We start from the raw sequence: 21,785 nt of genomic DNA, 5'->3' as shown, positions 1-21,785 counted from the left end.
ATAGCAAACAATATTTTAAACACTATAAAAGGATTGGATGAAAGACGATGGAATTCGCAAACTCACTGTTTCAAATATTCCTTACAAGCGTGATCCAATTGTTTTCTTTAATTGGCATCATCATTGTAATCGGATTTATATTAGGCTATTTAGAATCACTTACACGAACATATTGGTCGAGAGCTTTCGGAAGAAAAGGCTTCCTTTTAACAGCGTGGATTGGTGTTCCGATTCATGAGCTTGGACATGCGATTATGTGCGTATTATTTGGGCATAAAATTGTAGCGACTCAGTTCTTTCCGACAAATACAAGCGGCGGGGCTTTAGGTTACATACAACATCAATATAACCGGGGAAATATATATCAACGAGTCGGTAATTTCTTCATCGGTATTGGTCCCATTTTCTCTGGCATTACTGCATTAATACTTTTAATGTACTATTTCGTACCAGAGTCGTATTCTTTATTTAATCATACGCTTGAAACAACGACTCAATCTACTTCTATCAATATAGAAATGATCCAAAATATGTTTTTATCAGCATTCTTTTTATTAAAAAGTTTATTTACAATGAGCAACTTATTTAACCCTTCGTTTTGGCTATTTTTATTTATCGCAATTTGTATCTCTGCGCATATTGCTTTAAGTAAGCCAGATATAGAAGGTTCCGTAGACGGTGTAATTGCGATGTTTATTATATTATTCTTATTCAATGCAGTAGCAGGGCTCTTTCAATACAACAGCAACCAACTCATCGGAAAAGTTATGAAATACAATATGTACTTCATTGCGTTTTCTAGTGTAGCTTTGCTTTTTTCTTGTATTTCTACATTGATAAGCTACGTTTTTTATAAGATTAGAAGGAGTAGTTCATTTTAAATATGAAAAAGGTATCCAAGCAACGTTTGCTCGGATACCTTTTTTACTTCAATGCATGATGGTTTGTCTCATAAAGATACTTTTGTGGTGATACGACTACGCAATTTTCACCTTCTTCAAGAAACTTGGAAACGATAGAACAATGAGACGCACCGACTATAAATAAAATGCGTTCTTCAGGCGAATCAATTAAACGAACGATATTAGAGTACATAATTAAATTTCTTTTGTACCACCACGTTAGCCATTCCATTCCGACGTAATGACCAAAATCTCCGATACGTGCCATGTTTACATATAATTTATGTAGTTTATTAAGTAATACTGGATCATTCAATTCTTTATAATAATCTAAAACACTCTTATCATCTGTTAATTCTAGTTCGGGTACCCATCCGAATATTTCCTCAAAAAGTTGTGGCTGATTCTTTTTTGCCCATCCATGCACGTCCCAAACATCTGTAACGTCATTACCACCCATCCAATCAATTGCGTAAATCTGTTCATGCTGTAAGTTTGCAGCCATGCGGAAACCGATTTGATCTATTTCATTCAACGCTAACTTATTTGTATTTAACTTATACTGTTTAAAACTATCATTTAATTTATCCTGATGGTCTGTAATAGCTTCAACTGCAATTTTTGTTGGATTAAACTTCTGCAATAAAGAAACAAGTTCCTCAATTTCAACTTGCCTCCTGTCAGATAAGAACTCTTCATTCTCACTCATATGTTCTGATCCTAATACTAGAACTTTTGGTTTATATTCTTCCATTTCCATCCTCCTTACATGTATAGCAACCGCGCTAAAATCAGAATATTAAATCTAATCCTATCTTGTCAACGCTATATTTGTTAATAATTAACTGTAATTCTTTATTTTGGTATAAAATAGGCGCGTGCAATAAAAAATAAACCAGACACTTTTCAGCATCTGGTTTATTTTTTTAACTTGAAGGCTATAGCCTTACTAAAGCTCTTTTTTCTCTATTCACTTTTTTAATTTTACTTACAAAAAGACTAATAATACCAATAGCTAGCAATGAATAACCCATTGGTAGTAAATAAAATGGTTCTACAAGCGTACCATCCGCTGCAACTTTAGAGCCAATTGTATTAAAGCTAACTAAACATCCAATTCCTAGGATAAATGGTATTAAAGATAAAATATATTTTTTCATTTTAAACCTCCATACGTTGGGATTTTTTGATACAAAATCATTGCTTTATTGTTAGTCATTATAATGCTCTCATCTAGTTCGTACTATTTAAATACGTGACAAAAACCTTACAGATTTGTAAGAGAACAAAGTGGCATATGCCCTGAAAGTTTTTTTAACTGTTTCAATGTAATACATACCAACCAACTACTTCCACAACTACAATCAACACCGCTCCAAAAATCATTAATGTGGTCTTCTTCAACAATTCATTCTCACGAAATGGAATATTACATAAATAGGCGCCTAATGTAATCCGTGATGGACACGCAATTGTCGCTACAGAAGAAGCTGTATTTTGAAGAGTTGTCACATACTGCCACGGAAGCCCGACGTTCTGTGCCGTTTGCATTTGTAGTTTTATAAACATCGCATTTGATCCTGCGTTACTCCCTGTCAAAAAGCCACCAATTCCACCAATGAAAGGTGCTACAAAAACAAATAACGTTCCAAATGTTTGCCCAGCTGCTTCGGCTAACAATGTGTGCATACCCGCTGCACCCATTAATTCTGAAATGGCAATAAACATTGTCGTCGTAATTGCGAAAGGAATCCACTGCTTTATTGTTTGGGAGATAGATTCTTTAATAATAGTAGAAGGAATACGGAAGAAAATAATGGTAAATAAACATGTAATACCAAGCCAAAACCCAGGTGAATACAATAATTCTAGTTTGTAAGAGTATGAGTTTAAATCAAGAACAGCATAAGACCTCAGCATATCGTGTAACGATGGAATGAGGCGAGAAAGTAGAATACAAACTGTTAAAAATAAATAAGGGCTTATAATTTTCATAATAGAAACTTCTCGTTCTACTGTTGCAGCATGTTCCGATAAAAACTCCTTCCCTTGCCTCGCTGTCATTTTAATGATGAGAAAACCATATGTAATCGTGACAATTGAACTTAAAATCCCCGCTAATTCAACACTTACATATGTATTAGAAAGATAGATGGATACAGAAAATAAGAGAAAAAAACCGAACCCTTCTTTCCATTTTTGCTTAACTGCTTGCCAGCCACCAACTACGTGCAAAGACAGGATGACAAAGTATGCAAAAATAGGAACGCTTAATAATGCCGTGCTAGATCCTAAGTTTGTTAATGGCATATTGATAAGTTGTGAGCCGATAATTGTTCCCGTTGCCATCGCTCCCCATGAACTTGCCAATAAGCCGATAAAAGATAATAACACTGCTTGGAACGGTTTATAGCCAAGGGAGAGAAAAATAGGAGCAGCCACCATAAATCCAATTCCAAATCCACTTACTGACTCAATAAGAGGACAAATACCGAAACACATAAGGAGCATTTGTAATAACCGATCGTGTGTAACTTGTTCCATAAACCGCGCAACTTGATTGATATACCCCATTTTATTCATAAGGTGAAATAAAAAAATACCAAAAAACAAAACGTAACCGACAATAAAACAAATTAATCCGCCTTTAATTGTTGCATGTACAGTCTCACCTATTCCTAATCGAAACATCGGTGTAAATAAAACGATTCCAACACAGACGGCATAAGAAACTAATGAAGCTTTTAACGACGTTTGTTTAAACACAAATAAACAAATAAAAATCATCATAATAGGAATAAGAGCCAACAATATTGCCATACCATCATCTCATTTCTTAAAGGATACAATTGTGACTATTATATAACAGATGACAAAATATTCAATTAATTTAACGGCAGTTTTTTCGTTATTATTTATCTGATGTAAAAGGATACGATTCATCTGAACCTGAAATCGAGTTCGATTGGGAAGAAGATAAAGACGAGCTAGCAGAACGTTTTGGTGAGAATCCATTAGGCTAATTTAAGAAGAAGCTCCCCAAGTAGGAAGCCCCTTCTTATTATTTCACCGCAGCAATCAGCTCACAAATTTCATCTTGCTTTTCTTTTTCTAATAACTCAATGACTTTACTTCCCACAACAACTCCGTCACATATCGTAATCATGTCCTCGATTTGCTCTGGTGTTGAAATACCGAATCCTGCAACTACAGGTAGATGAACATGTGATTTCACTTTTTCTAAATAGCTATGAATCTCTTGCTTAAAGTCTTGTCTAACCCCAGTAACACCTGCTACTGTTACCGCATATACGAAGCCTTGTGATTCACTCGTAATCTTTTCGATTCGTTCAATTGGGCTTGTTACGGTAACAAGTGGAATTAAGGCGATATTCGCATCACGGAGAAGCGGCGCGATAATGTTTTGTTCTTCATATGGTAAGTCTGGAACAATAATTCCATCCACACCTGCCTCAAGACAACTTCCAATGAAGCGATCTTTTCCAAAAGCTAAAATAGGATTTAAATAGGTCATAAGTACAAATGGAATTTGCACTTCCTGCCTTACTTCTGCTAACGCTTGAAAGATACCTTTTAATGTTATACCTCTGTCTAACGCTCGTTTTCCTGCCCTTTGAATTGTCGGTCCGTCGGCAACTGGATCAGAAAACGGGATGCCAACTTCAACAATGCTTGCTCCTGCTTTATCTAGAAAACGAATTTGTTCTTTTAACTTTTCTAGACCACCATCTCCTCCCATTACATACGGGATAAATGCTTTTTTTCCATTTTGAAACGCGGCTGTAATTCTTTCTACTCCCATCATTTACACCTCTTCCATATAACGTTTTATACTTTCGACATCTTTATCTCCGCGGCCTGATAAACAAATGACAAGTCCTTCATCTTGCTTCATTTTCGGTGCTAGTTTAAGAGCATACGCTACGGCGTGTGAACTTTCTAACGCTGGAATAATTCCTTCTTTTTTCGTTAATAATTGGAAAGCTTCTAACGCTTCTTCATCTATGATTGCATGGTAAGAAACGCGGCCGATATCTTTTAACAAGCTATGTTCTGGTCCAACCCCTGGATAATCTAATCCTGCTGAAATAGAGTGTGCTTCCTGAATTTGTCCTTCTTCATTTTGTAAAAGGTACATCATAGAACCATGTAAAACACCAACACTTCCTTTCGTTAATGTTGCTGCATGTTTCTCTGTATGAACCCCTTTCCCCGCTGCCTCTACACCATAAAGAGCAACTTCTTCATCGTGTACAAATGGGTAAAACATGCCCATCGCGTTGCTACCACCGCCTATACAAGCAACAACTGCTTCTGGTAATTTCCCTTCCAATACTTCATATTGTTTCTTCGTTTCTTTCCCAATTACACTTTGGAAATCACGTACAATTTGCGGAAACGGATGCGGTCCAAGAACAGATCCCATAATATAATGTGTATCCTGCACATGTGCAACCCAGTAACGAAGTGCCTCATTTACCGCATCTTTTAACGTTCCACTACCTGCTGCCACACTTTCCACTTTCGCTCCTAATAGCTCCATTCGAAAAACATTTAACTTTTGACGTTTTACATCTTCTTCTCCCATAAAAATGACGCACTCTAAACCAAGCAAAGCACATACCGTTGCTGTTGCGACTCCGTGCTGCCCAGCTCCCGTTTCAGCAACCACTTTCTTCTTGCCCATTCGCACTGCAAGAAGTGCCTGCCCAATTGTATTGTTAATTTTATGAGCTCCTGTATGGTTCAAATCTTCACGTTTTAAATAAATCTTCGCTCCGCCGCAATACTTCGTCATGTTTTCTGCGAAATAAAGCGGTGTTTCTCTTCCCACATACGTTTGTAAATAATGATTTAATTCTTGTTGAAATGCTTCATCTTGCATTGCTTCTTTGTACGCTTCCTCTAGCTCTAAAACAGATTGCATTAACGTTTCGGGAACATAGCGTCCTCCGTATATACCGTAGTGACCTTTTTCATCTGGATATGCGTATTTCATATGGAACACTCCTTCGCTTTTATAATAAATTGTTTAATTTTCTCAATATCTTTCTTTCCTTCTGTTTCCACTCCGCTGCTGACATCGACCATATATGGCTGAACTGTTTGAATTGCTTCTTGTATATTTTCAATGTGCAGTCCGCCAGCTAGTATCGTTTTCTTCTGCAGCTCTTTTGGACTATGTTCAAGCAGCTTCCATGAAAATGTTTTTCCATTCCCGCCCCGGAATTTTTCTTTCGGACTATCAAATAAAACATAATCTGTTTCATAACTTGTCGCTTTTATAATATCTGCCCCTGATCCTACTCCTATAGCTTTTATAGACGGAATATTCAATCTTTTAATATAATAATCCTCTTCATCCCCATGTAATTGCACATGCGTTAAACCACACTCTGCTGCGATTTTTTGCATACTTTCAACTGATTCATTTACAAAAACACCAATCTTCATTACGTGCGCTGGAAGCTCAGTAATGATTTGTTTCGCTTGCTCTGGAGCAATTTTTCGTTTGCTTTTTGCAAATACAAATCCGATCGCATCTGCACCATAATCACAAGCTACTTTTGCTGTTTCTAGATCCGTAATACCGCAAATTTTCACTTTCATGGCGTCACCTTCAATGAATGAAAAAAGTCTCCGACAGAAGGTGCCGTCATAAGCGCTTCCCCAACAAGTATTCCTTTAGCCCCTGCTTGTTTCACACGTACAATGTCCTCTTCCTTATGAATCCCGCTTTCACTAATCCAAAGTACATTTTCTTCATTCAATCGTTTTCCGAGCTTTTCTGTTTGACCTAAATCTACTTCAAACGTTTTTAAATTTCGGTTATTAATGCCAATTACATGCGGATTTAATTCTATTGCGATTTCTAATTCTCTTTCATCATGAACTTCGACTATTGCTTCTAGCCCCATTTCAATTACGTATTCGTAAAGCTCCCTTAACTTCTCTTTTGACAATGCCGCAACGATAAGTAAAATAAGATCCGCTCCCGCTTCATACGCTCGATCAATTTGAATTTTATCGATTATAAAATCTTTACATAAAAGCGGAATGCTACTTTGTGCTCTTGCTGTTTCTAAGTCGTAAAAAGACCCTTTAAAAAATTGACCGTCTGTTAAAACAGAAACAGCTCCAGCCCCGCATTCTTCATACGTTTTCACTTGTTTCGTTACATCAACGTGTAAGTTAATATCCCCTTTAGATGGCGACGCTCTTTTCACTTCTGCGATCACTGTAAATTGCTGCAGCGCCTCTACAAGTGAGTGCACGTTTCGTTTCTCTTTCACCGGTGTATATGTTTCATATAATTCTGCGACTTCTTTTTTCTTCTGCTCTACAATTTTGTCTAAAATTGTTCCCATTTCAATTCACCCTTTCTAACTTTTCATGACTCGCCGCAATTAACAATTGTAATTTTGCTAATGCTTTCCCTGAATCAATGCTATGAGCAGCTAATTGGATGCCTTCTCCAATCGTTTCTGTTTTTCCATTTGCAAAAAGCGCAAGACCTGCATTTAATAAAACTGTATCGCGGTATACACTCTTTTCTCCTTTTAATACTTGAAGTGTAATCTTTGCATTTTCTTTCGGATTTCCGCCTCTAATCTCTTCATTTCTCACACGTGACATTCCGTACTTTTCTGGAACAATACTCGTTTCTATTATTTCGTTATCTTTTAAAATGACGACGTAGTTTTCTCCTTGCAGGGATGCTTCGTCTAAAAAGCCACTTCCATTTACAACGAGCGCTTGTTTTCTACCGAGCTTTTGTAGTACCTCTGCTACCGGTAACAACATATCTCGTTTGTATATCCCAACAAACTGCGTTTCTAAATCAATCGGGTTCGTTAAAGGACCGATTAAATTAAAGATTGTCGGGACATTTAATTCTTTTCTTATTTTCATAATGCGTCTTAATGCTGGATGCATTGCTGGTGCGAACAAGAAGGCAATGCCAACATTCTCTAATAAATGGTCAATCTCGCTTGGTGTGCAACTAATGTTAACACCGAGTTCCTCTAATAAATCAGCACTTCCTGTTTTACTAGAAACGGCACGGTTCCCATGTTTTGCAACCTTTACACCGGCTCCTGCAAGTACAAATGCCGACGTTGTACTAATATTAAATGTTTGTGCCCCGTCACCGCCTGTTCCGCAATTATCCATCGCTCCTTTTATATGATTGGAAAATGGCAATGCTTTTTCCCGAAGAGCACGGACGAGACCGTATATTTCATCTGCTGTTTCGCCCTTTGCCTTTAACAATGCTAAAAAGGCCGCTATTTCACTCTCTAATATATCTTCACTTAATAACAGTAGACCTGCTGTATACATTTCCTGTTCTGTTAAGTTTTGTCCTTCTACTAATTTACGAAGATAATGATTCATACTTTCTCCACCTCTTTCACTTGAGATAAAAATGCACGTATTAATTTCCCGCCTTCTTCTGTTGCGATCGATTCCGGATGAAACTGTAAACCGAAGAGTGGATAATAATTATGGCGAACTGCCATAATTTCTCCGTCATCCATCGCTGTTGCTAATACATCAAAGCATTGCGGTAGACTATTTTGTGCTGCGACGAGTGAATGGTAACGCATGGCCGTCAGTGGCTGGGTAACATATGAAAAGATTGATGTCCCATTATGTTTCACACGTGATGTTTTCCCGTGTTTAATGCGATCCGCTCTTACAATTTCTCCTCCAAATGCCGAAATAATAGCTTGATGTCCAAGGCATATACCAAGAATCGGGATTTCTTTATAAAAATGCTGAATAATCTCGATGCAAATTCCTGCATCTTCTGGTTTTCCGGGTCCTGGAGAAAGAATAATCGCTCTTGGTTTCATCTCTTGAAGCTCTTGAGTCGTTACTTTATCATTTCGCAGAACAACAATCTCTTCTACATATTCTCCTAACAGTTGATACAAGTTATAGGTGAATGAATCATAATTATCAATAAGTACGATCATTTCATAACCTCCAATAGTGCTTTCGCTTTATTTAACGTTTCCTCATATTCAGCTATTGGATTGGAATCATAAACGATACCAGCTCCTGCTTGAACGTATGCTTTTTCGTCCTTCACAACCATTGTTCTAATCGCAAGTGCCATATCAAGATTTCCTGAAAAGGCAATATATCCGACAGCTCCAGCGTATACATTTCTTTTTTCTCCTTCTAATTTATTTATAATTTCCATTGCTTTAATTTTTGGTGCTCCAGAGACCGTCCCAGCCGGTAAACAATAGGCTAAGGCATCAAAACCGTTCGTTTGTTTTCGCAATGTTCCGGAAACTTCAGATACAATGTGCATGACATGAGAGTATTTCTCTACTTTCATATATTTATCTAGCATAACAGAGCCGATTTCACTCACTCTTCCGATATCATTTCTGCCTAAGTCCACAAGCATCATATGTTCTGCCCGCTCTTTCTCATTTCCTAATAATTCTTTCGCGATTTCCTCATCCTCCTGCCTTGTTTTCCCTCGTGGTCTCGTACCTGCGATTGGATTTGTCATCACCTTATCGTCTCTTACTGAAAGCAAGCTTTCTGGTGAAGAACCGAGTACGACATAATCTTGAAAATCGATATAAAACATATATGGGGACGGGTTCGCAATCCGAAGTTTACGATAGAGCGCGAATGGATCCCCTTTACATTCACTTTGCAAACGCTGAGATAATACGACTTGAAAAATATCTCCAGCACGAATGTATTCTTTCGCCGCTTCTACCATTTCACAAAAGTCTTTTTTTGTTACTAAAGAAGTAAATGATAAAGACGATATTGCCTCGTTTCCTTGCTCTTCTTCTCCGTTCAGTACTGTCATTTTATATACTTGTAATCTTTCGTACACTTCTTCATAAGAAGATAGATCTTCTTCCTTGCATACATATACAAACGATAATTTTTGGCGTAAATGATCGTATACGATAAACTCGCGGTACAGTAATACGTGAACTTCTGGAATGTTTACTGAGTCAACTAATTCATCTCCAATATTTTCATACTGCCGAATGACATCATAACCAATATATCCGACAGCTCCTCCGCAAAATGGAAATGGACTTTCTACTTGTGATGGCGCGAGCACTTCTTCTAATACTGGTAATACATTTTTTTGCAGTTTCTCAGTTTGACCATGTATCGTTCGTTCTACTTCCGTGCCAACACTTTTCACTTCTCCATAAGGGTTACAACCTAAGTAAGAATAGCGCCCCTTATCTTGATGAAGCTGCGAGCTTTCTAGTAAAAACTTCTTATTTCCTTTCATACGTCTATATAAAGAAATCGGCGTGACACTATCCCCTTCTTCTTCATCGATTACTAAAAATGTTTTTCCTTGTCTCTTTTGCGTCATAAATTCTTCTTTCGTTATCATGTCTTTCACCTCGCTCTGAAAAATAAAAAAGTCCCCTACATATCGAAATATGTAGAGGACGATAAATTTACCGTGGTACCACCTCATGTTGGATGCAAAAGCACATCCCGCTTTATTCAGGTACAAATATATACCTTATCCTTGTAACGGCGGAACCCGGGTTGCCTACTTATCTCTGTTCAGCATACCTCTCGTAAGCCCATTCCGCATACGGCACCGCACCGGGCTCCCACCTATCCCCGGCTCTCTGAAACGTCTCCAATATACGTACTCTTCTTACTTAAACGATTTAACTTATTTATTTTTATACAGGATATTCAAAAAGTCCGGTAAATTATCCTCCTTTTTGAATAAGCATTTATACACAAAAAGGGAGTACTCATCCTATAAAAAGGACGGGTACTCCCGTGGTGCCACCTTCATTCGTTACAAATGTAACGCACTTTACCGTATCAAAAGTTAATACGTGTCTCTTGTATCGATGAGATCATGTCGCCAAAGCCTACTTCTTTCGGTTCGGTTTGGAAGCTCCGAAGGCCATTCCATATTAATTCCATACTGATTTGCACCAACCATCAGCTCTCTGACATGTTCATAATATGTACTCTTCTTCATCAACGCTTGCATTGTTTTAAGTTGCACTCATTATAGTCTTTACTTTTTTCATAAGTCAATACTTTTTTAAAAATTTTTATTTTTTCTTCATTTAATATTATATTGACAAAACAACCTATTTTTATGTAAATATAATAAATACTCTATTAAAATTAAGGTTTTTTGTCAGAAAATTATATATTCGAAAAATGAATCATTGTCAAAAAACGCTTACATTTCAGAAAATTCGTATTTGTGTATGGATTTTCTGGAATAATCATGATAGATTATAATTATGCAAATTTCATCAAAAGACATTACAAAAGGAAGGAGAACTACATGAGTACACAGATGTTAACTTTAACTTCTATCTCTATTTACATGCTCGGGATGTTAGTTATCGGCTATTTCGCCTATAAACGAACATCCAACTTAACTGATTATATGCTTGGCGGGCGTACACTAGGCCCCGCAGTAACAGCATTAAGTGCTGGAGCATCCGATATGAGCGGTTGGCTTTTAATGGGTTTACCCGGTGCAATGTTTAGCGTTGGATTAAGCAGCAGTTGGATTGCGATTGGCCTAACACTTGGCGCATACGCAAACTGGCTCTATGTCGCTCCTCGCTTACGTACCTACTCTGAACTTGCAAACAATTCCATTACTATTCCAGAATTTTTAGAACATCGTTTCCATGACAAATCTCATATGTTACGCCTAGTATCTGGACTTGTTATTATGATCTTTTTTACTTTTTATGTAGCTTCAGGATTAGTTTCAGGCGCTGTATTATTCGAAAATTCATTTGGCCTGAATTATCATGTTGGATTATTCATTGTAGCAGGTGTTGTTGTAGCTTACACACTATTTGGTGGTTTCTTAGCTGTAAGTTGGACAGACTTCGTGCAAGGAATCATTATGGTAGTCGCTCTTATTCTTGTTCCATTCGTAACAATTATGAATGTAAATGGACTTGGTCCAGCATTCAATACAATTCAATCTATTGATCCAGCATTATTAGATATTTTTAAAGGCACTTCTGTATTAGGCATTATTTCATTATTCGCATGGGGCCTTGGTTATGTTGGACAACCTCATATTATCGTACGCTTTATGGCGATTTCTTCTGTAAAAGAAATTAAAGCCGCGCGCCGCATTGGTATGAGCTGGATGATTTTCTCTGTTGTAGGAGCTATGTTTACTGGTCTTATCGGTATTGCTTACTATTCAAAAGAAGGATTAAAACTATCAAATCCTGAAACGATTTTCCTTGAACTAGGAAAGATTTTATTCCATCCACTGATTACTGGATTTTTATTAGCAGCTATTTTAGCAGCTATTATGAGTACAATCTCATCTCAGCTTCTTGTTACTTCAAGTGCAGTAACAGAAGACTTATATAGAACATTCTTTAAACGTTCTGCTTCTGATCGCGAGCTTGTATTTGTCGGCCGTATGGCTGTTCTTGTGATTGCCCTGATTGGGTGCGGGTTAGCATTTAAACAAAACGATACAATCTTAGCACTTGTTGGGTATGCGTGGGCTGGTTTCGGTTCTTCATTTGGACCTGCTATTTTACTAAGTTTATATTGGAAACGTATGACAAAGTGGGGTGCGCTGGCTGGAATGATTGCTGGTGCTGCTACCGTTATTACGTGGACGCAATTCAAATTCTTAAAAGAATTCTTATATGAAATGATTCCTGGTTTCGCTGTTAGTTTAATTGTAATCGTAATTGTTAGTTTACTAACAAAACCTTCAAAAGAAGTTGAAAAACAGTTTGAAGAGTTTGAGAAAACTGCATAAATTTAAAATGAGAACCTCCGCTTTTATGATAAAAGTGGAGGTTCCTTTCTTTCAATCATTGTTCGACAATTTTCTCATTGAAATTAACAATTTCTTTATGTTTCGTTAAATTTACTATAACACTATTCAGTTATAGTATTAGTATCGACTCTTATACAGAAAGGGGACTCCAGAATGATGGCATCACTACGATACCAAAATATGAAACGTTTTTCATCTATCACAAATACTTCTTGTCTTAGCACACAATCAAATTCACCTCAAATTTCACTTGCTCCTTCTGTTGTATCTGTAATTGGTGTTCATATGCAAAAAAATAAAATAAAAATAAAAGCGGGACAAAGTGCAGAATTATCCGCTTTTGTCCTCCCTGTACATGCAACAAATCAAGAGCTTATATGGACAAACATGAATCCTAATATCATAACGATTCATACAAAACAAAATAAAGCAATCATTACAGGAAAAAACGCAGGACGAGCAGTCGTAATTGTAACAACTGCCGACGGAAAATTTCGCGATTTATGTGTTGTTCATGTGCATCCCTATATCACCAATCCAAAATGAGAAGAGTGGTTATTCAAACCACTCTTCTCATTTTGTTATGCTTTTCTCTATTTCTATTTGAGGATTCATGCTTTTTAGCAAAGATATGAATTGTTGCTTACTTTTTGGTGAAACGAGTTCCGTTTCAAAATCTGATCCGTAAAGAATTTCAAGCCTATCAAACGATAGTGCGGGAGCTGCTAATGGATTTTTTGTTTTTGAAATTTTTCTTATATCTTTGATTGAAATTCTTTTTTTCATCGGTCCATACTTAATAAGGATCTGTCCATCTTCTACCTTGTAACCCGTCGTAAACCAGCTCCAAATGAGGAGAATTGCAAAAGGTATAGTGAAAAATAGAAGGGAAAAATCTCTTCCTACAAGAAAAGGAGCAAAACAAGCAACAATCCCCGCTAAATAAACGGGATATAACCATGCATCTTTTTTTGATGGAAAGTACACCCAAAACCACCTCCCTTTACTCATTGTATACCAATTTTTATTAAAAGACTTTCCAAATTATATATACATCAATTAAAAAACCGATATAAACCCCCTCTTTTTCGGTGGACGAGAGCATCTGGCCATGCGTAGAAACGGTCAGGGCCAGATGCCACATGCAAGGATGAAAACAAAGGAAGAATGCGAGAATAAGTCATGTTTCATTCTGCATCGCAGCGACTTATATGTTGAAAAATTAAAATGGATTTATATGAAAAAAAGCTGTTGGTATTTTCCCAACAGCTTTCTAATAGTCTACAAATCTTGTGTATATACCGCACCATTCGCCGGCCCTTTTGATACGCCTCTTTGTTGTTGCAATAAGAAAATAGATACACCACATAATACAAGAACGCTCCCAATCACTTGCATACTATTTAACTTCTCACCAAGTAAGAAAAAGGCAAGTATGGACGCGCCAACAGGTTCTCCTAAAATACTCATTGAGATCGTTGTCGCATTCACATAGTTTAACAGCCAATTATTAATCATATGTGAAGCTGTTGGTACAATCGCAAGCAAAATAAAAATCCACCAGTCCCATGTAGAATAACCTGTAAACGGCACACTCATTACTACGTTATAAATTGCTATAAATATACCTGCAAATGCAAAAACAGTGAAACTATAAATCCAATGGGAAACTTTCTTAACCGTTGTTTGCCCGATAAATAAATAACCAACAACTGCAATTACACTTAAAAAGGATAAAATATCTCCAATGATTGCTTGTTCACTTAATCCTAAATCTCCCCAGCCGATACACATCACGCCAAGAATAGCAATTCCCATTGTGACAACTGCCGAATACGTAGTTCTTTCTTTAAACAGAAAAAAACCCCCAATTAAAGATATAATTGGCTGGAGTGCTAAAATAATTGTTGAACTTGCAACAGTCGTAAATTTTAAAGATGCAAACCATAAAAGAAAATGCAGCGCTAAAAAGAATCCTGATCCGATTAAAAAAATCCAATCTCGTTTTTGGATTCTGCGAAATTCTTCCCGTTTCCTCCAAACAATTGGCAGCATAAGCACGACAATAATCCATAATCGATACATACTTAAAATTGAAGATGGCGCTGAGGACATCTTTACGAAAACAGCTGCAAATGAAATAGCTATAATGGAAACTGCTAACGGTAGTGCAGTTGCTTTTTCTTGTTTCAAATTTAATTCGCCCCTCTCCCCTGTGAAAAATCCCACTTCATTATAGCTTTTTTCTTTCTGAACATAAAGGGAATTTTCCATCAGTAACGGAGCTTTATTCCCCGCCTACCTTACTTGCTTTTCTCTGAATCTTGAAATGAAGGTATTACTGCCCGTACATAAATACTAATTTTTTAGATTCTTCTTACCATTATGGTAAAATATAAAATGAGAAGCACAGCCGTGCTACCCTCACAAAACAGTTACAGCATATTTTTTATTTAGGGGGATCATACATGAATCAAGCAATCGGGAGAATCGAAGAAATTTCATTTTTCAGTACATCACTTCAAGAAGAGCTTACACTTCTCGTTTATTTACCAGCCAATTATACGCCATTACACAAACATACAGTTGTAATTGCACAAGATGGCAGAGATTATTTTCAACTTGGTAAAGCACACCGCGTCATTGAGCGTCTTCGCGAAAATGAAGAAATCGACCGAACAATTATTGTCGGTATTCCATATAAAAATGTACACGATCGTAGAGAAAAATATTTTCCAAACGACGTAAAGAATGCGGCATATATTCGTTTTCTCGCTCATGAACTTGTTCCATATATTGATGAAAATTATCCAACCTATCAAATGGGAAAAGGTCGCGTATTAATCGGTGACTCCCTTGGCGGCACAGTATCTTTTATGACGGCGCTTAAGTATCCACATACATTCGGTAAAATCGTTATGCAATCGCCATTTGTCGATGAAACAGTGCTTCGCCTTACAAAAGACTTTACAGAGCCACAAGCATTGGACATTTATCATGTAATTGGTACAGAAGAAACAAATGTGAAGCGAACAGACGGACAAACATCTGATTTCGTTGGCCCGAACCGTGAACTGCATGCACTTCTTACAGAAAAGCATTTCACAACACATTACGAGGAATTCGAAGGAAATCATACTTGGAAACATTGGCAAGCAGATTTACCAAAAGCATTTTCTCATATTCTATCAATGAAATAAAAGAAAGCAGTATTCAGAATTATTTGATATAATATAAAAAGAGATTTGTTTTCTCAAAATCTAACTAGACTTACAAAGGGAGGAATTAAAAAATGAAACTAGGCATTGTAATTTTCCCATCAAAAATGATCCAAGATAAAGCGAACGGACTGCGTAAGCGTTATGATCCGCATTATGCATTGGTTCCGCCACATATCACACTAAAAGCACCCTTTGAGGCACCAGATGAAGAATTAGAAACGATTGTCCAAGAACTACACACAATCGCAAACAAAACAAATCCGTTCACCCTTCATGTTGGAAAGGTGAACTCATTCGCACCTGTTAATAATGTTATTTATTTTAAAGTAGAAAAAACACCTGAACTCGCATTCTTAAATGAAGAAATGCATAATGGATTCTTCAGCCAAGAACGCGAGTACGCATTCGTACCACATTTAACAGTCGGGCAAAATTTATCAGATGCAGAGCATGCTGATGTGTTAGGTCGCTTGCGTATGAAGGACTTTTATTACGAACAACCGATCGATCGTTTCCATCTTCTCTACCAATTAGAAAATGAAACGTGGACTGTACACGAAACATTTCATCTTGGAAAGGAGAACAAGTAATTTGCAAGCACAAATCGTAGAAACAGATCAGCAGCTAAGAGATGCATTCTCTGTACGTAAACAAGTCTTTGTTGAAGAGCAGCATGTATCTACTGAAGAAGAATACGATCAATTTGAAGAAATCGCCAAACACATTGTTGTATATGATGATAATATTCCAGTCGGAGCAGGCCGCCTCCGAACGGTTGATGGCATTGGGAAAGTAGAGCGTATATGCGTTCTCGCTTCCCATCGCAAAAAAGGAATTGGAAAAATCATTATGGACGCGCTCGAAGCATATGCGATGGAAGAGTCACTGCCAAAATTGAAACTCCATGCCCAAACACAGGCAGAATCCTTCTATAAGAAACTCGGGTATCAAACTGTTTCTGATGTATTTATAGAAGCTGATATACCACATGTTGTGATGATAAAAGAGTTGTGATTTTCTAAACAGGAGGTAACCCCTCCTGTTTTTTACATTGCTATTTTCGTTTTCTTCCGCTAAAGTTAAAAGTTGATGCTATAAATTTGAAGGTGAATGTATGACTCAAGAAAAGTTTTCACAAAAATCATTAACACACGCTGGCATTCCGCAAGCGACATATCATATTCCAAAAACATCTTCCCATTTAATTGTGGAGAAAGATGCAGATGCCACTTATTTCCGTGCTTTGGAACAACAAGGCGTTTATTTAAATGAAAAACAATTAGAAGCGGTACGAACGACAGAAGGCCCTGTTCTTACATTGGCCGGAGCCGGGAGCGGGAAAACATCTGTTTTAACTACCCGCGTTGGCTATTTAATCAACGTAAAAAATGTGCATCCGCGCAATATTTTACTACTGACGTTTACACAAAAAGCTGCTGAAGAAATCAGAAGCCGCGTGGCAAGCTTACCTGGCATGAATCGTACTGCAAGCCAGTATGTTGTTGCAGGTACATTTCATTCCGTCTTTTTAAAATTACTTCGTAGTCAAGGATATAATCAGCAAATTTTAGCGAATGAAAAACATAAACAAATTATGATTAAGAAAATTTTGAAAGAATTGCGTTTAAAAGATGATTATGACGCTGAAACAATGCTCGCAATGATTTCACTTGAAAAAAACAAATTAAATCGCCCAAAAGATGTACAAGCTAAAACACCTGTTGAACAGGAATTTCGTGAAGTATATGAGCGCTATGAAGATGTGAAACAACGATACAGCTACATAGATTTTGACGATATCTTGCTAGAAACATTCTATATGCTTGAAAATAACGCTCCGTTGTTAACGCAATTACAAGAACGCTTCCACTATATTGAGGTGGATGAATTCCAAGATACTTCTTATGCACAATATGAAATTGTAAAGCTGTTAGCTTCGCCGCGAAATAATTTATTTATCGCGGGGGATGATGATCAGGCGATATATGGCTGGCGCGGCGCAAGCCATCAAATCATCTTATCATTTCCGAAAGAATTTGATGATACAAGCATCATTGCTCTTAATACAAATTATCGTTCCAATCCATTTATTGTAGGACTTGGAAATGAAGTGATTAAACTCAATCAAGAACGTTTTAAAAAAGAATTATATTCCGTTCATGAAGAAGGGATACAACCATTTTACGCACGTCCTGCAACCACTCTTGATGAAGCAAATCAAATTCTACAACTCATTCAGGATAAAGTGGCGAGTGGCGAGCGCGCATACAAAGACTTTTGTTTGCTATATCGTACACACTCCGTAAGTCGTTCTTTACTTGATCAGCTTACGATTCATAAAATTCCTTTTATCAAACACGGTGCGAGCCAATCGTTCTATGAACATTCTTTAATTAAACCCGTATTAGATCATCTGCGCCTAGCATACGAACCGTTTCGAATCGAATCGCTCTCAAACATATTGCCAACGATGTATATCGGTCGTGATGAATGTATTTCATTTATTGAACGTGAACAGTGGAAATATGGCGAAGGAAGATTCCCTTCCCTCCTCCATTTCCTATTGCTCAACCCAAATTTAAAACCATTTCAAGTCAAAAAAATAAACGACCGGATTGATTTTATTAAATTTATAAAAGAATTGGAACCAAAAAAAGCACTAAAAGAAATTATCAAGGGTAAAGGTAAATATTTAGAGTACTTACAAAGTAATGACCGCTCTTCCTTTACAATGCATAAAGACATACAAGAAGAGATGCTAGAAGAACTGATGGAATCAGCAAATCGTTTTACTGATATCCCTGCTTATTTAGAATTTGTTAATATGGCTATTCAAAGCCAAAAAGAAATGGAAGCATTAAAAACAACGCAACAGAAAGATGCCGTATCCCTGATGTCGATTCATAATGCAAAGGGCCTTGAGTTCCCGTGCGTCTTTTTACTTGGCGCAAGTGATGGTATACTGCCCCACTCATCATCTTTAAAAGATGCAAATGACCGCGTCACGGATACTTCGGAAGCGCTAGAAGAAGAACGACGTTTAATGTATGTCGCCATCACACGTGCAAAAGAAGAACTTTATATTTCCTCTCCGCAATTTTTTAGAGGAAAAAAATTAGATATATCTCGTTTTTTATATATCACGCGAAAAGATGTACCGAAAAGGTCAGCACCTTAATATGTGGTGCTGATCTTTTTATGTCTTTCTCAAACAATATCCCGCTTATTGTCCAGCGCTATTCGTAAAAAACTCCCATTAGAATTCAGTTTTGTCTCCCGTAATATCGCCTATTCTCGACTCATAATCTAATAGTATAGACTTGAGGATAAGGGGTGAACAATATGAGCTGCAATGGCAAACATGATACATACTTTGATGAAAGCTGTGTATGCAATGTCGTCAAATTCATACATGAATTACAAGAATGTGCATCTACTACTTACTCCACGTGTTATGAAGTTCCCTTTCTTGGTTCGCATTATAAAACTCGCATACCCAATACGCGCCCATTTATTTTATTCACACAATCAGGAAATCCATTTGAAGCATACGTCCCTTCTGCAAATAAAAATTGCCGCTCTCCTATTTTCCGTGTAGAAAGTGTAGATGAAGATTGTTGTGCAGTATTACGTGCATTAATCGTGATCGTGGGGAAAGAACCTGACACTAGCTCAAACCCTGTCTGTACTTACTTAACTATTCCACATGCTGAATTGCGTACAACATCTTCTTGTATCACTGTTGATTTACATTATTTTTGTGGTATTCAATGTTTGCGTGATGCAGCTATTGCAAACTGCTAAAGTTTGACTAATTATTAACAATCATACATAAACGAATCGTAATTTCTTTTCCCTCTACAATTAGCTCCTTCCCCCTCTAATAACAATCCCTTTCCTTCCAGTACTTTCATAAAAAAACACTCACAATACCGTGAGTGTTTTTAGCCTTGGTTCTGTTGATCAGAAGTGTTCTTTTTCTTGCCACAATTACAGCCCTTTTTCTTTACAAATCCTTGCTGCTGGAGTTGCTGCATTTGTTGCTGGTGTTGCGCTTGATACGCTGGGTGAATCGTATAATATGGATTTGGTTGCGAATCATTTCTCATAGTAAACGTCTCCTCTACAGTATAATTCTATCAATTTACTATATGAACAACCTTTCCGCTCTGTTCCCCCATTTTCCTATTCAATAAATCGACTAATTATCGTTTCTATAATAGCTGCCGCACCTGCAATGGCTAATAATAGTATAAAGGGTTCTGCCACTTTCGGAACAAGCTTATACAACAGAAGTAAAAACGCACTCACCCATACTCCTGTACACCAATAACAACTTAACAATTCACCAATCCACTTTTTAAGTCCTTTTCCTTTTACTTTCGTATAAATGGATACTGTGCCATCCGGCTCATTTATTTGCACCTCTTCAATAAATGGCCTACGCAAAAATGATGTAATTTTATCATAAACAATAAGCCTCGTTAACCGGAAAGCCGCACATGCAAAAATAAAGAACATAAGCCAACTTGTAAATAACATTTCCCTCTCCTACCTTTACATTAACATTACTTCTACCCATATAAAAAAAACTATGTAAGAGGAGTAACCGATTGACTCCCGCTTCAATATCCTATTAATGTAAATCAAAACTCAATGATAAGGAGTGTATAGAATGAGTTGCAATGATGACAAAAAGCATTGTCACGATACTAATTGTGTATGTGACGTCGTGAATTTTATTCACGAACTACAAGACGTACAACATGATAACTTTTGCCCAACTGGTTGCGAAAACCCAATTCTAGGCGCAAACTGTAGCGGTACTTCTCCACTAGCTAATACTCGCCCTTTCGTACTATTTGATAAACAAGGTGTCATTTTCCTACCAGCAAGCTGCTTTAACATTATTAATCCGGGCTCTATGACATCTGATGCTTTTGAGCTGCCTATCCCAGTTCCTTCTCCGTTTTTACGTGTGGAAAGCGTAGATTGTGAGTGTTGCGCAGTTCTGAGGGTACTAGTACCAGATGTTTCAAACCTTAGCTCTGGTGCCTTAGATGATCTTACAAGAGAACTTTCACTGTTCTTGCCAACTACAAACCACCCATCAACACAAGCTGATTTCCAAGCAATCGCAAGAACTTTAATTTGCAAATATCAAAACGGCATCACTTTCAGAGATACTGGAGGAGGTTCAGGAGTATCGCCTAGGCTTACTACAGAATTCTTCGGTCTAGCATCTACTAACTTCTGTATCACAGTTGACTTAGAATGTTTCTGTGCAATTCAATGTTTGCGTGACACTTTCATTGGAAGAGTGTAATTTTATTGTAAAACTAAAAAACTATGAGGTGACAGAGTATCTGTCACCTTTCTATATTTGTTCCTATAAGCCCATCATTTTAATGTGAACGATATCTTCGAATTTAACTTTAATTTCTTTTGTTCTCTCCATCATTTTGATTGCTACATATCCTTCTTCATAAGAAAGTACGTATCCAGTTAAATTTTCTTTTACTGTTTTAATTTGACATCTTACTTTCGGAATATACTTAGGTTTGTGTATTAAAAAATGAAGTTTTTCTTCATTATTCATATCTTTGAAGGACTTTCTTTTCTGCACACCTTTAGATAAACCTGCTTCCTCATTTTTCTTCTCTGCTATGATTGGATTAGAAAATAATTTATTCTCTTTTGCAGCCATTACTCTTGTTTCTGGTTGCTCATCTTTAAGTTGTTCACCATCAGCTTGCTGCTCTTTTATAAATTCCACCTGTTCCTTTACTTCTTCAACCACTTCAGCTTCTCTCTTTACTTCTTCAA

24 protein-coding genes and 2 other annotated features are annotated in these 21,785 nt (G+C 37.1%); of the genes, 9 read left to right on the top strand and 15 right to left on the bottom strand.

The window, feature by feature from the left end; translation table 11 throughout:
* Window positions 1-47: 47 nt before the first annotated feature.
* A complete protein-coding gene (locus tag V7183_RS04515) occupies window positions 48-881 on the top strand; it encodes a hypothetical protein (protein WP_335358826.1) in 834 nt (277 codons plus the stop codon).
* Window positions 882-924: 43 nt separating this feature from the next.
* Here V7183_RS04515 and V7183_RS04510 read toward each other — a convergent pair whose 3' ends face one another.
* The 10 genes from V7183_RS04510 to trpE all read right to left on the bottom strand — a co-directional run bounded on the left by V7183_RS04510 (window position 925) and on the right by trpE (window position 10,317).
* The gene (locus V7183_RS04510; protein WP_335358825.1) at window positions 925-1,656 is read right to left on the bottom strand and encodes a DUF5694 domain-containing protein; all 732 of its coding nucleotides are present in this window, start codon (window positions 1,654-1,656) and stop codon (window positions 925-927) included.
* A 184-nt stretch (window positions 1,657-1,840) separates the two neighbouring features.
* Window positions 1,841-2,062, bottom strand: a complete 222-nt coding sequence (locus V7183_RS04505) for a DUF3955 domain-containing protein (protein ID WP_335358824.1) — start codon at window positions 2,060-2,062, stop codon at window positions 1,841-1,843.
* Window positions 2,063-2,225: 163 nt separating this feature from the next.
* Window positions 2,226-3,722 carry an L-lactate permease gene (locus tag V7183_RS04500; RefSeq protein WP_335358823.1) on the bottom strand — a complete coding sequence of 499 codons (1,497 nt, stop codon included), beginning with the start codon at window positions 3,720-3,722 and terminating at the stop codon, window positions 2,226-2,228.
* A 241-nt stretch (window positions 3,723-3,963) separates the two neighbouring features.
* The gene (trpA, locus tag V7183_RS04495) at window positions 3,964-4,725 is read right to left on the bottom strand and encodes a tryptophan synthase subunit alpha (RefSeq protein WP_335358822.1); all 762 of its coding nucleotides are present in this window, start codon (window positions 4,723-4,725) and stop codon (window positions 3,964-3,966) included.
* Window positions 4,726-4,728: 3 nt separating this feature from the next.
* Window positions 4,729-5,922 carry a tryptophan synthase subunit beta gene (trpB, locus tag V7183_RS04490; RefSeq protein WP_335358821.1) on the bottom strand — a complete coding sequence of 398 codons (1,194 nt, stop codon included), beginning with the start codon at window positions 5,920-5,922 and terminating at the stop codon, window positions 4,729-4,731.
* Complete coding sequence (locus V7183_RS04485) at window positions 5,919-6,533, bottom strand: phosphoribosylanthranilate isomerase (RefSeq protein WP_335358820.1); 615 nt, start codon at window positions 6,531-6,533, stop codon at window positions 5,919-5,921. The genes trpB and V7183_RS04485 overlap by 4 nt, the downstream gene beginning before the upstream one ends.
* Window positions 6,530-7,291, bottom strand: coding sequence for an indole-3-glycerol phosphate synthase TrpC (gene trpC / locus V7183_RS04480; protein WP_335358819.1), 762 nt, complete (start codon window positions 7,289-7,291; stop codon window positions 6,530-6,532). The genes V7183_RS04485 and trpC overlap by 4 nt, the downstream gene beginning before the upstream one ends.
* Window position 7,292: 1 nt before the next feature.
* Entirely contained in the window at window positions 7,293-8,318 is a 1,026-nt protein-coding gene (trpD, locus tag V7183_RS04475; protein WP_335358818.1) for an anthranilate phosphoribosyltransferase, read from the bottom strand.
* Window positions 8,315-8,902 (bottom strand): aminodeoxychorismate/anthranilate synthase component II, encoded by a 588-nt coding sequence (locus tag V7183_RS04470; protein WP_335358817.1) that lies wholly within the window; start codon window positions 8,900-8,902, stop codon window positions 8,315-8,317. The genes trpD and V7183_RS04470 overlap by 4 nt, the downstream gene beginning before the upstream one ends.
* Window positions 8,899-10,317 (bottom strand): anthranilate synthase component I, encoded by a 1,419-nt coding sequence (gene trpE / locus V7183_RS04465; RefSeq protein ID WP_335358816.1) that lies wholly within the window; start codon window positions 10,315-10,317, stop codon window positions 8,899-8,901. Before trpE ends, V7183_RS04470 begins: the two co-directional genes overlap by 4 nt.
* 51 nt (window positions 10,318-10,368) lie before the next feature.
* Window positions 10,369-10,611 (bottom strand) — a binding site (T-box leader).
* 94 nt (window positions 10,612-10,705) lie between these two features.
* Window positions 10,706-10,944, bottom strand: a binding site (T-box leader).
* Between the two features lie 306 nt (window positions 10,945-11,250).
* Between trpE and putP the strand changes: the two genes are divergently transcribed.
* Window positions 11,251-12,717: a sodium/proline symporter PutP gene (gene putP, locus V7183_RS04460; RefSeq protein WP_335358815.1), complete on the top strand. Its 1,467-nt coding sequence runs from the start codon at window positions 11,251-11,253 to the stop codon at window positions 12,715-12,717.
* Window positions 12,718-12,894: 177 nt separating this feature from the next.
* On the top strand, window positions 12,895-13,284 hold the full coding sequence (locus V7183_RS04455; RefSeq protein WP_438825152.1) for an Ig-like domain-containing protein: 390 nt from the start codon (window positions 12,895-12,897) through the stop codon (window positions 13,282-13,284).
* 27 nt (window positions 13,285-13,311) lie between these two features.
* Here V7183_RS04455 and V7183_RS04450 read toward each other — a convergent pair whose 3' ends face one another.
* Together V7183_RS04450 and V7183_RS04445 are read right to left on the bottom strand one after the other, a co-directional pair.
* Window positions 13,312-13,725: a PH domain-containing protein gene (locus tag V7183_RS04450; RefSeq protein WP_335358813.1), complete on the bottom strand. Its 414-nt coding sequence runs from the start codon at window positions 13,723-13,725 to the stop codon at window positions 13,312-13,314.
* Window positions 13,726-14,019: 294 nt separating this feature from the next.
* Window positions 14,020-14,931 carry a DMT family transporter gene (locus V7183_RS04445; RefSeq protein ID WP_335358812.1) on the bottom strand — a complete coding sequence of 304 codons (912 nt, stop codon included), beginning with the start codon at window positions 14,929-14,931 and terminating at the stop codon, window positions 14,020-14,022.
* Window positions 14,932-15,206: 275 nt separating this feature from the next.
* Between V7183_RS04445 and V7183_RS04440 the strand changes: the two genes are divergently transcribed.
* The 5 genes from V7183_RS04440 to V7183_RS04420 all read left to right on the top strand — a co-directional run bounded on the left by V7183_RS04440 (window position 15,207) and on the right by V7183_RS04420 (window position 19,763).
* Window positions 15,207-15,938 carry an alpha/beta hydrolase gene (locus V7183_RS04440; RefSeq protein ID WP_335358811.1) on the top strand — a complete coding sequence of 244 codons (732 nt, stop codon included), beginning with the start codon at window positions 15,207-15,209 and terminating at the stop codon, window positions 15,936-15,938.
* 92 nt (window positions 15,939-16,030) lie between these two features.
* Window positions 16,031-16,549 (top strand): YjcG family protein, encoded by a 519-nt coding sequence (locus V7183_RS04435; protein WP_097897116.1) that lies wholly within the window; start codon window positions 16,031-16,033, stop codon window positions 16,547-16,549.
* A gap of 1 nt (window position 16,550) precedes the next feature.
* Window positions 16,551-16,973: a GNAT family N-acetyltransferase gene (locus V7183_RS04430; protein WP_335358810.1), complete on the top strand. Its 423-nt coding sequence runs from the start codon at window positions 16,551-16,553 to the stop codon at window positions 16,971-16,973.
* 100 nt (window positions 16,974-17,073) lie between these two features.
* Window positions 17,074-19,137 carry an ATP-dependent helicase gene (locus V7183_RS04425; protein ID WP_335358809.1) on the top strand — a complete coding sequence of 688 codons (2,064 nt, stop codon included), beginning with the start codon at window positions 17,074-17,076 and terminating at the stop codon, window positions 19,135-19,137.
* A gap of 164 nt (window positions 19,138-19,301) precedes the next feature.
* A complete protein-coding gene (locus tag V7183_RS04420) occupies window positions 19,302-19,763 on the top strand; it encodes a CotY/CotZ family spore coat protein (RefSeq protein ID WP_335358808.1) in 462 nt (153 codons plus the stop codon).
* Window positions 19,764-19,903: 140 nt separating this feature from the next.
* On the opposite strand, the gene V7183_RS04415 is transcribed toward V7183_RS04420, so the two are convergent.
* Together V7183_RS04415 and V7183_RS04410 are read right to left on the bottom strand one after the other, a co-directional pair.
* On the bottom strand, window positions 19,904-20,068 hold the full coding sequence (locus V7183_RS04415) for a cytochrome C oxidase subunit III (protein WP_335358807.1): 165 nt from the start codon (window positions 20,066-20,068) through the stop codon (window positions 19,904-19,906).
* A 76-nt stretch (window positions 20,069-20,144) separates the two neighbouring features.
* On the bottom strand, window positions 20,145-20,501 hold the full coding sequence (locus V7183_RS04410; protein WP_335358806.1) for a DUF1360 domain-containing protein: 357 nt from the start codon (window positions 20,499-20,501) through the stop codon (window positions 20,145-20,147).
* A gap of 133 nt (window positions 20,502-20,634) precedes the next feature.
* On the opposite strand from V7183_RS04410, the gene V7183_RS04405 reads away from it, so the two are divergent.
* Window positions 20,635-21,285: a CotY/CotZ family spore coat protein gene (locus V7183_RS04405; protein WP_335358805.1), complete on the top strand. Its 651-nt coding sequence runs from the start codon at window positions 20,635-20,637 to the stop codon at window positions 21,283-21,285.
* A gap of 63 nt (window positions 21,286-21,348) precedes the next feature.
* Here V7183_RS04405 and V7183_RS04400 read toward each other — a convergent pair.
* The coding region (locus V7183_RS04400) for a CotO family spore coat protein (RefSeq protein WP_335358804.1) at window positions 21,349-21,785 on the bottom strand (437 nt) is incomplete at its 5' end.

Origin of the sequence: Bacillus sp. JJ1127, from assembly GCF_036965845.1 — a bacterium.
Classification (GTDB): Bacteria; Bacillota; Bacilli; order Bacillales; family Bacillaceae_G; genus Bacillus_A.
This window is presented reverse-complemented; position numbering and strand designations above follow the sequence as displayed.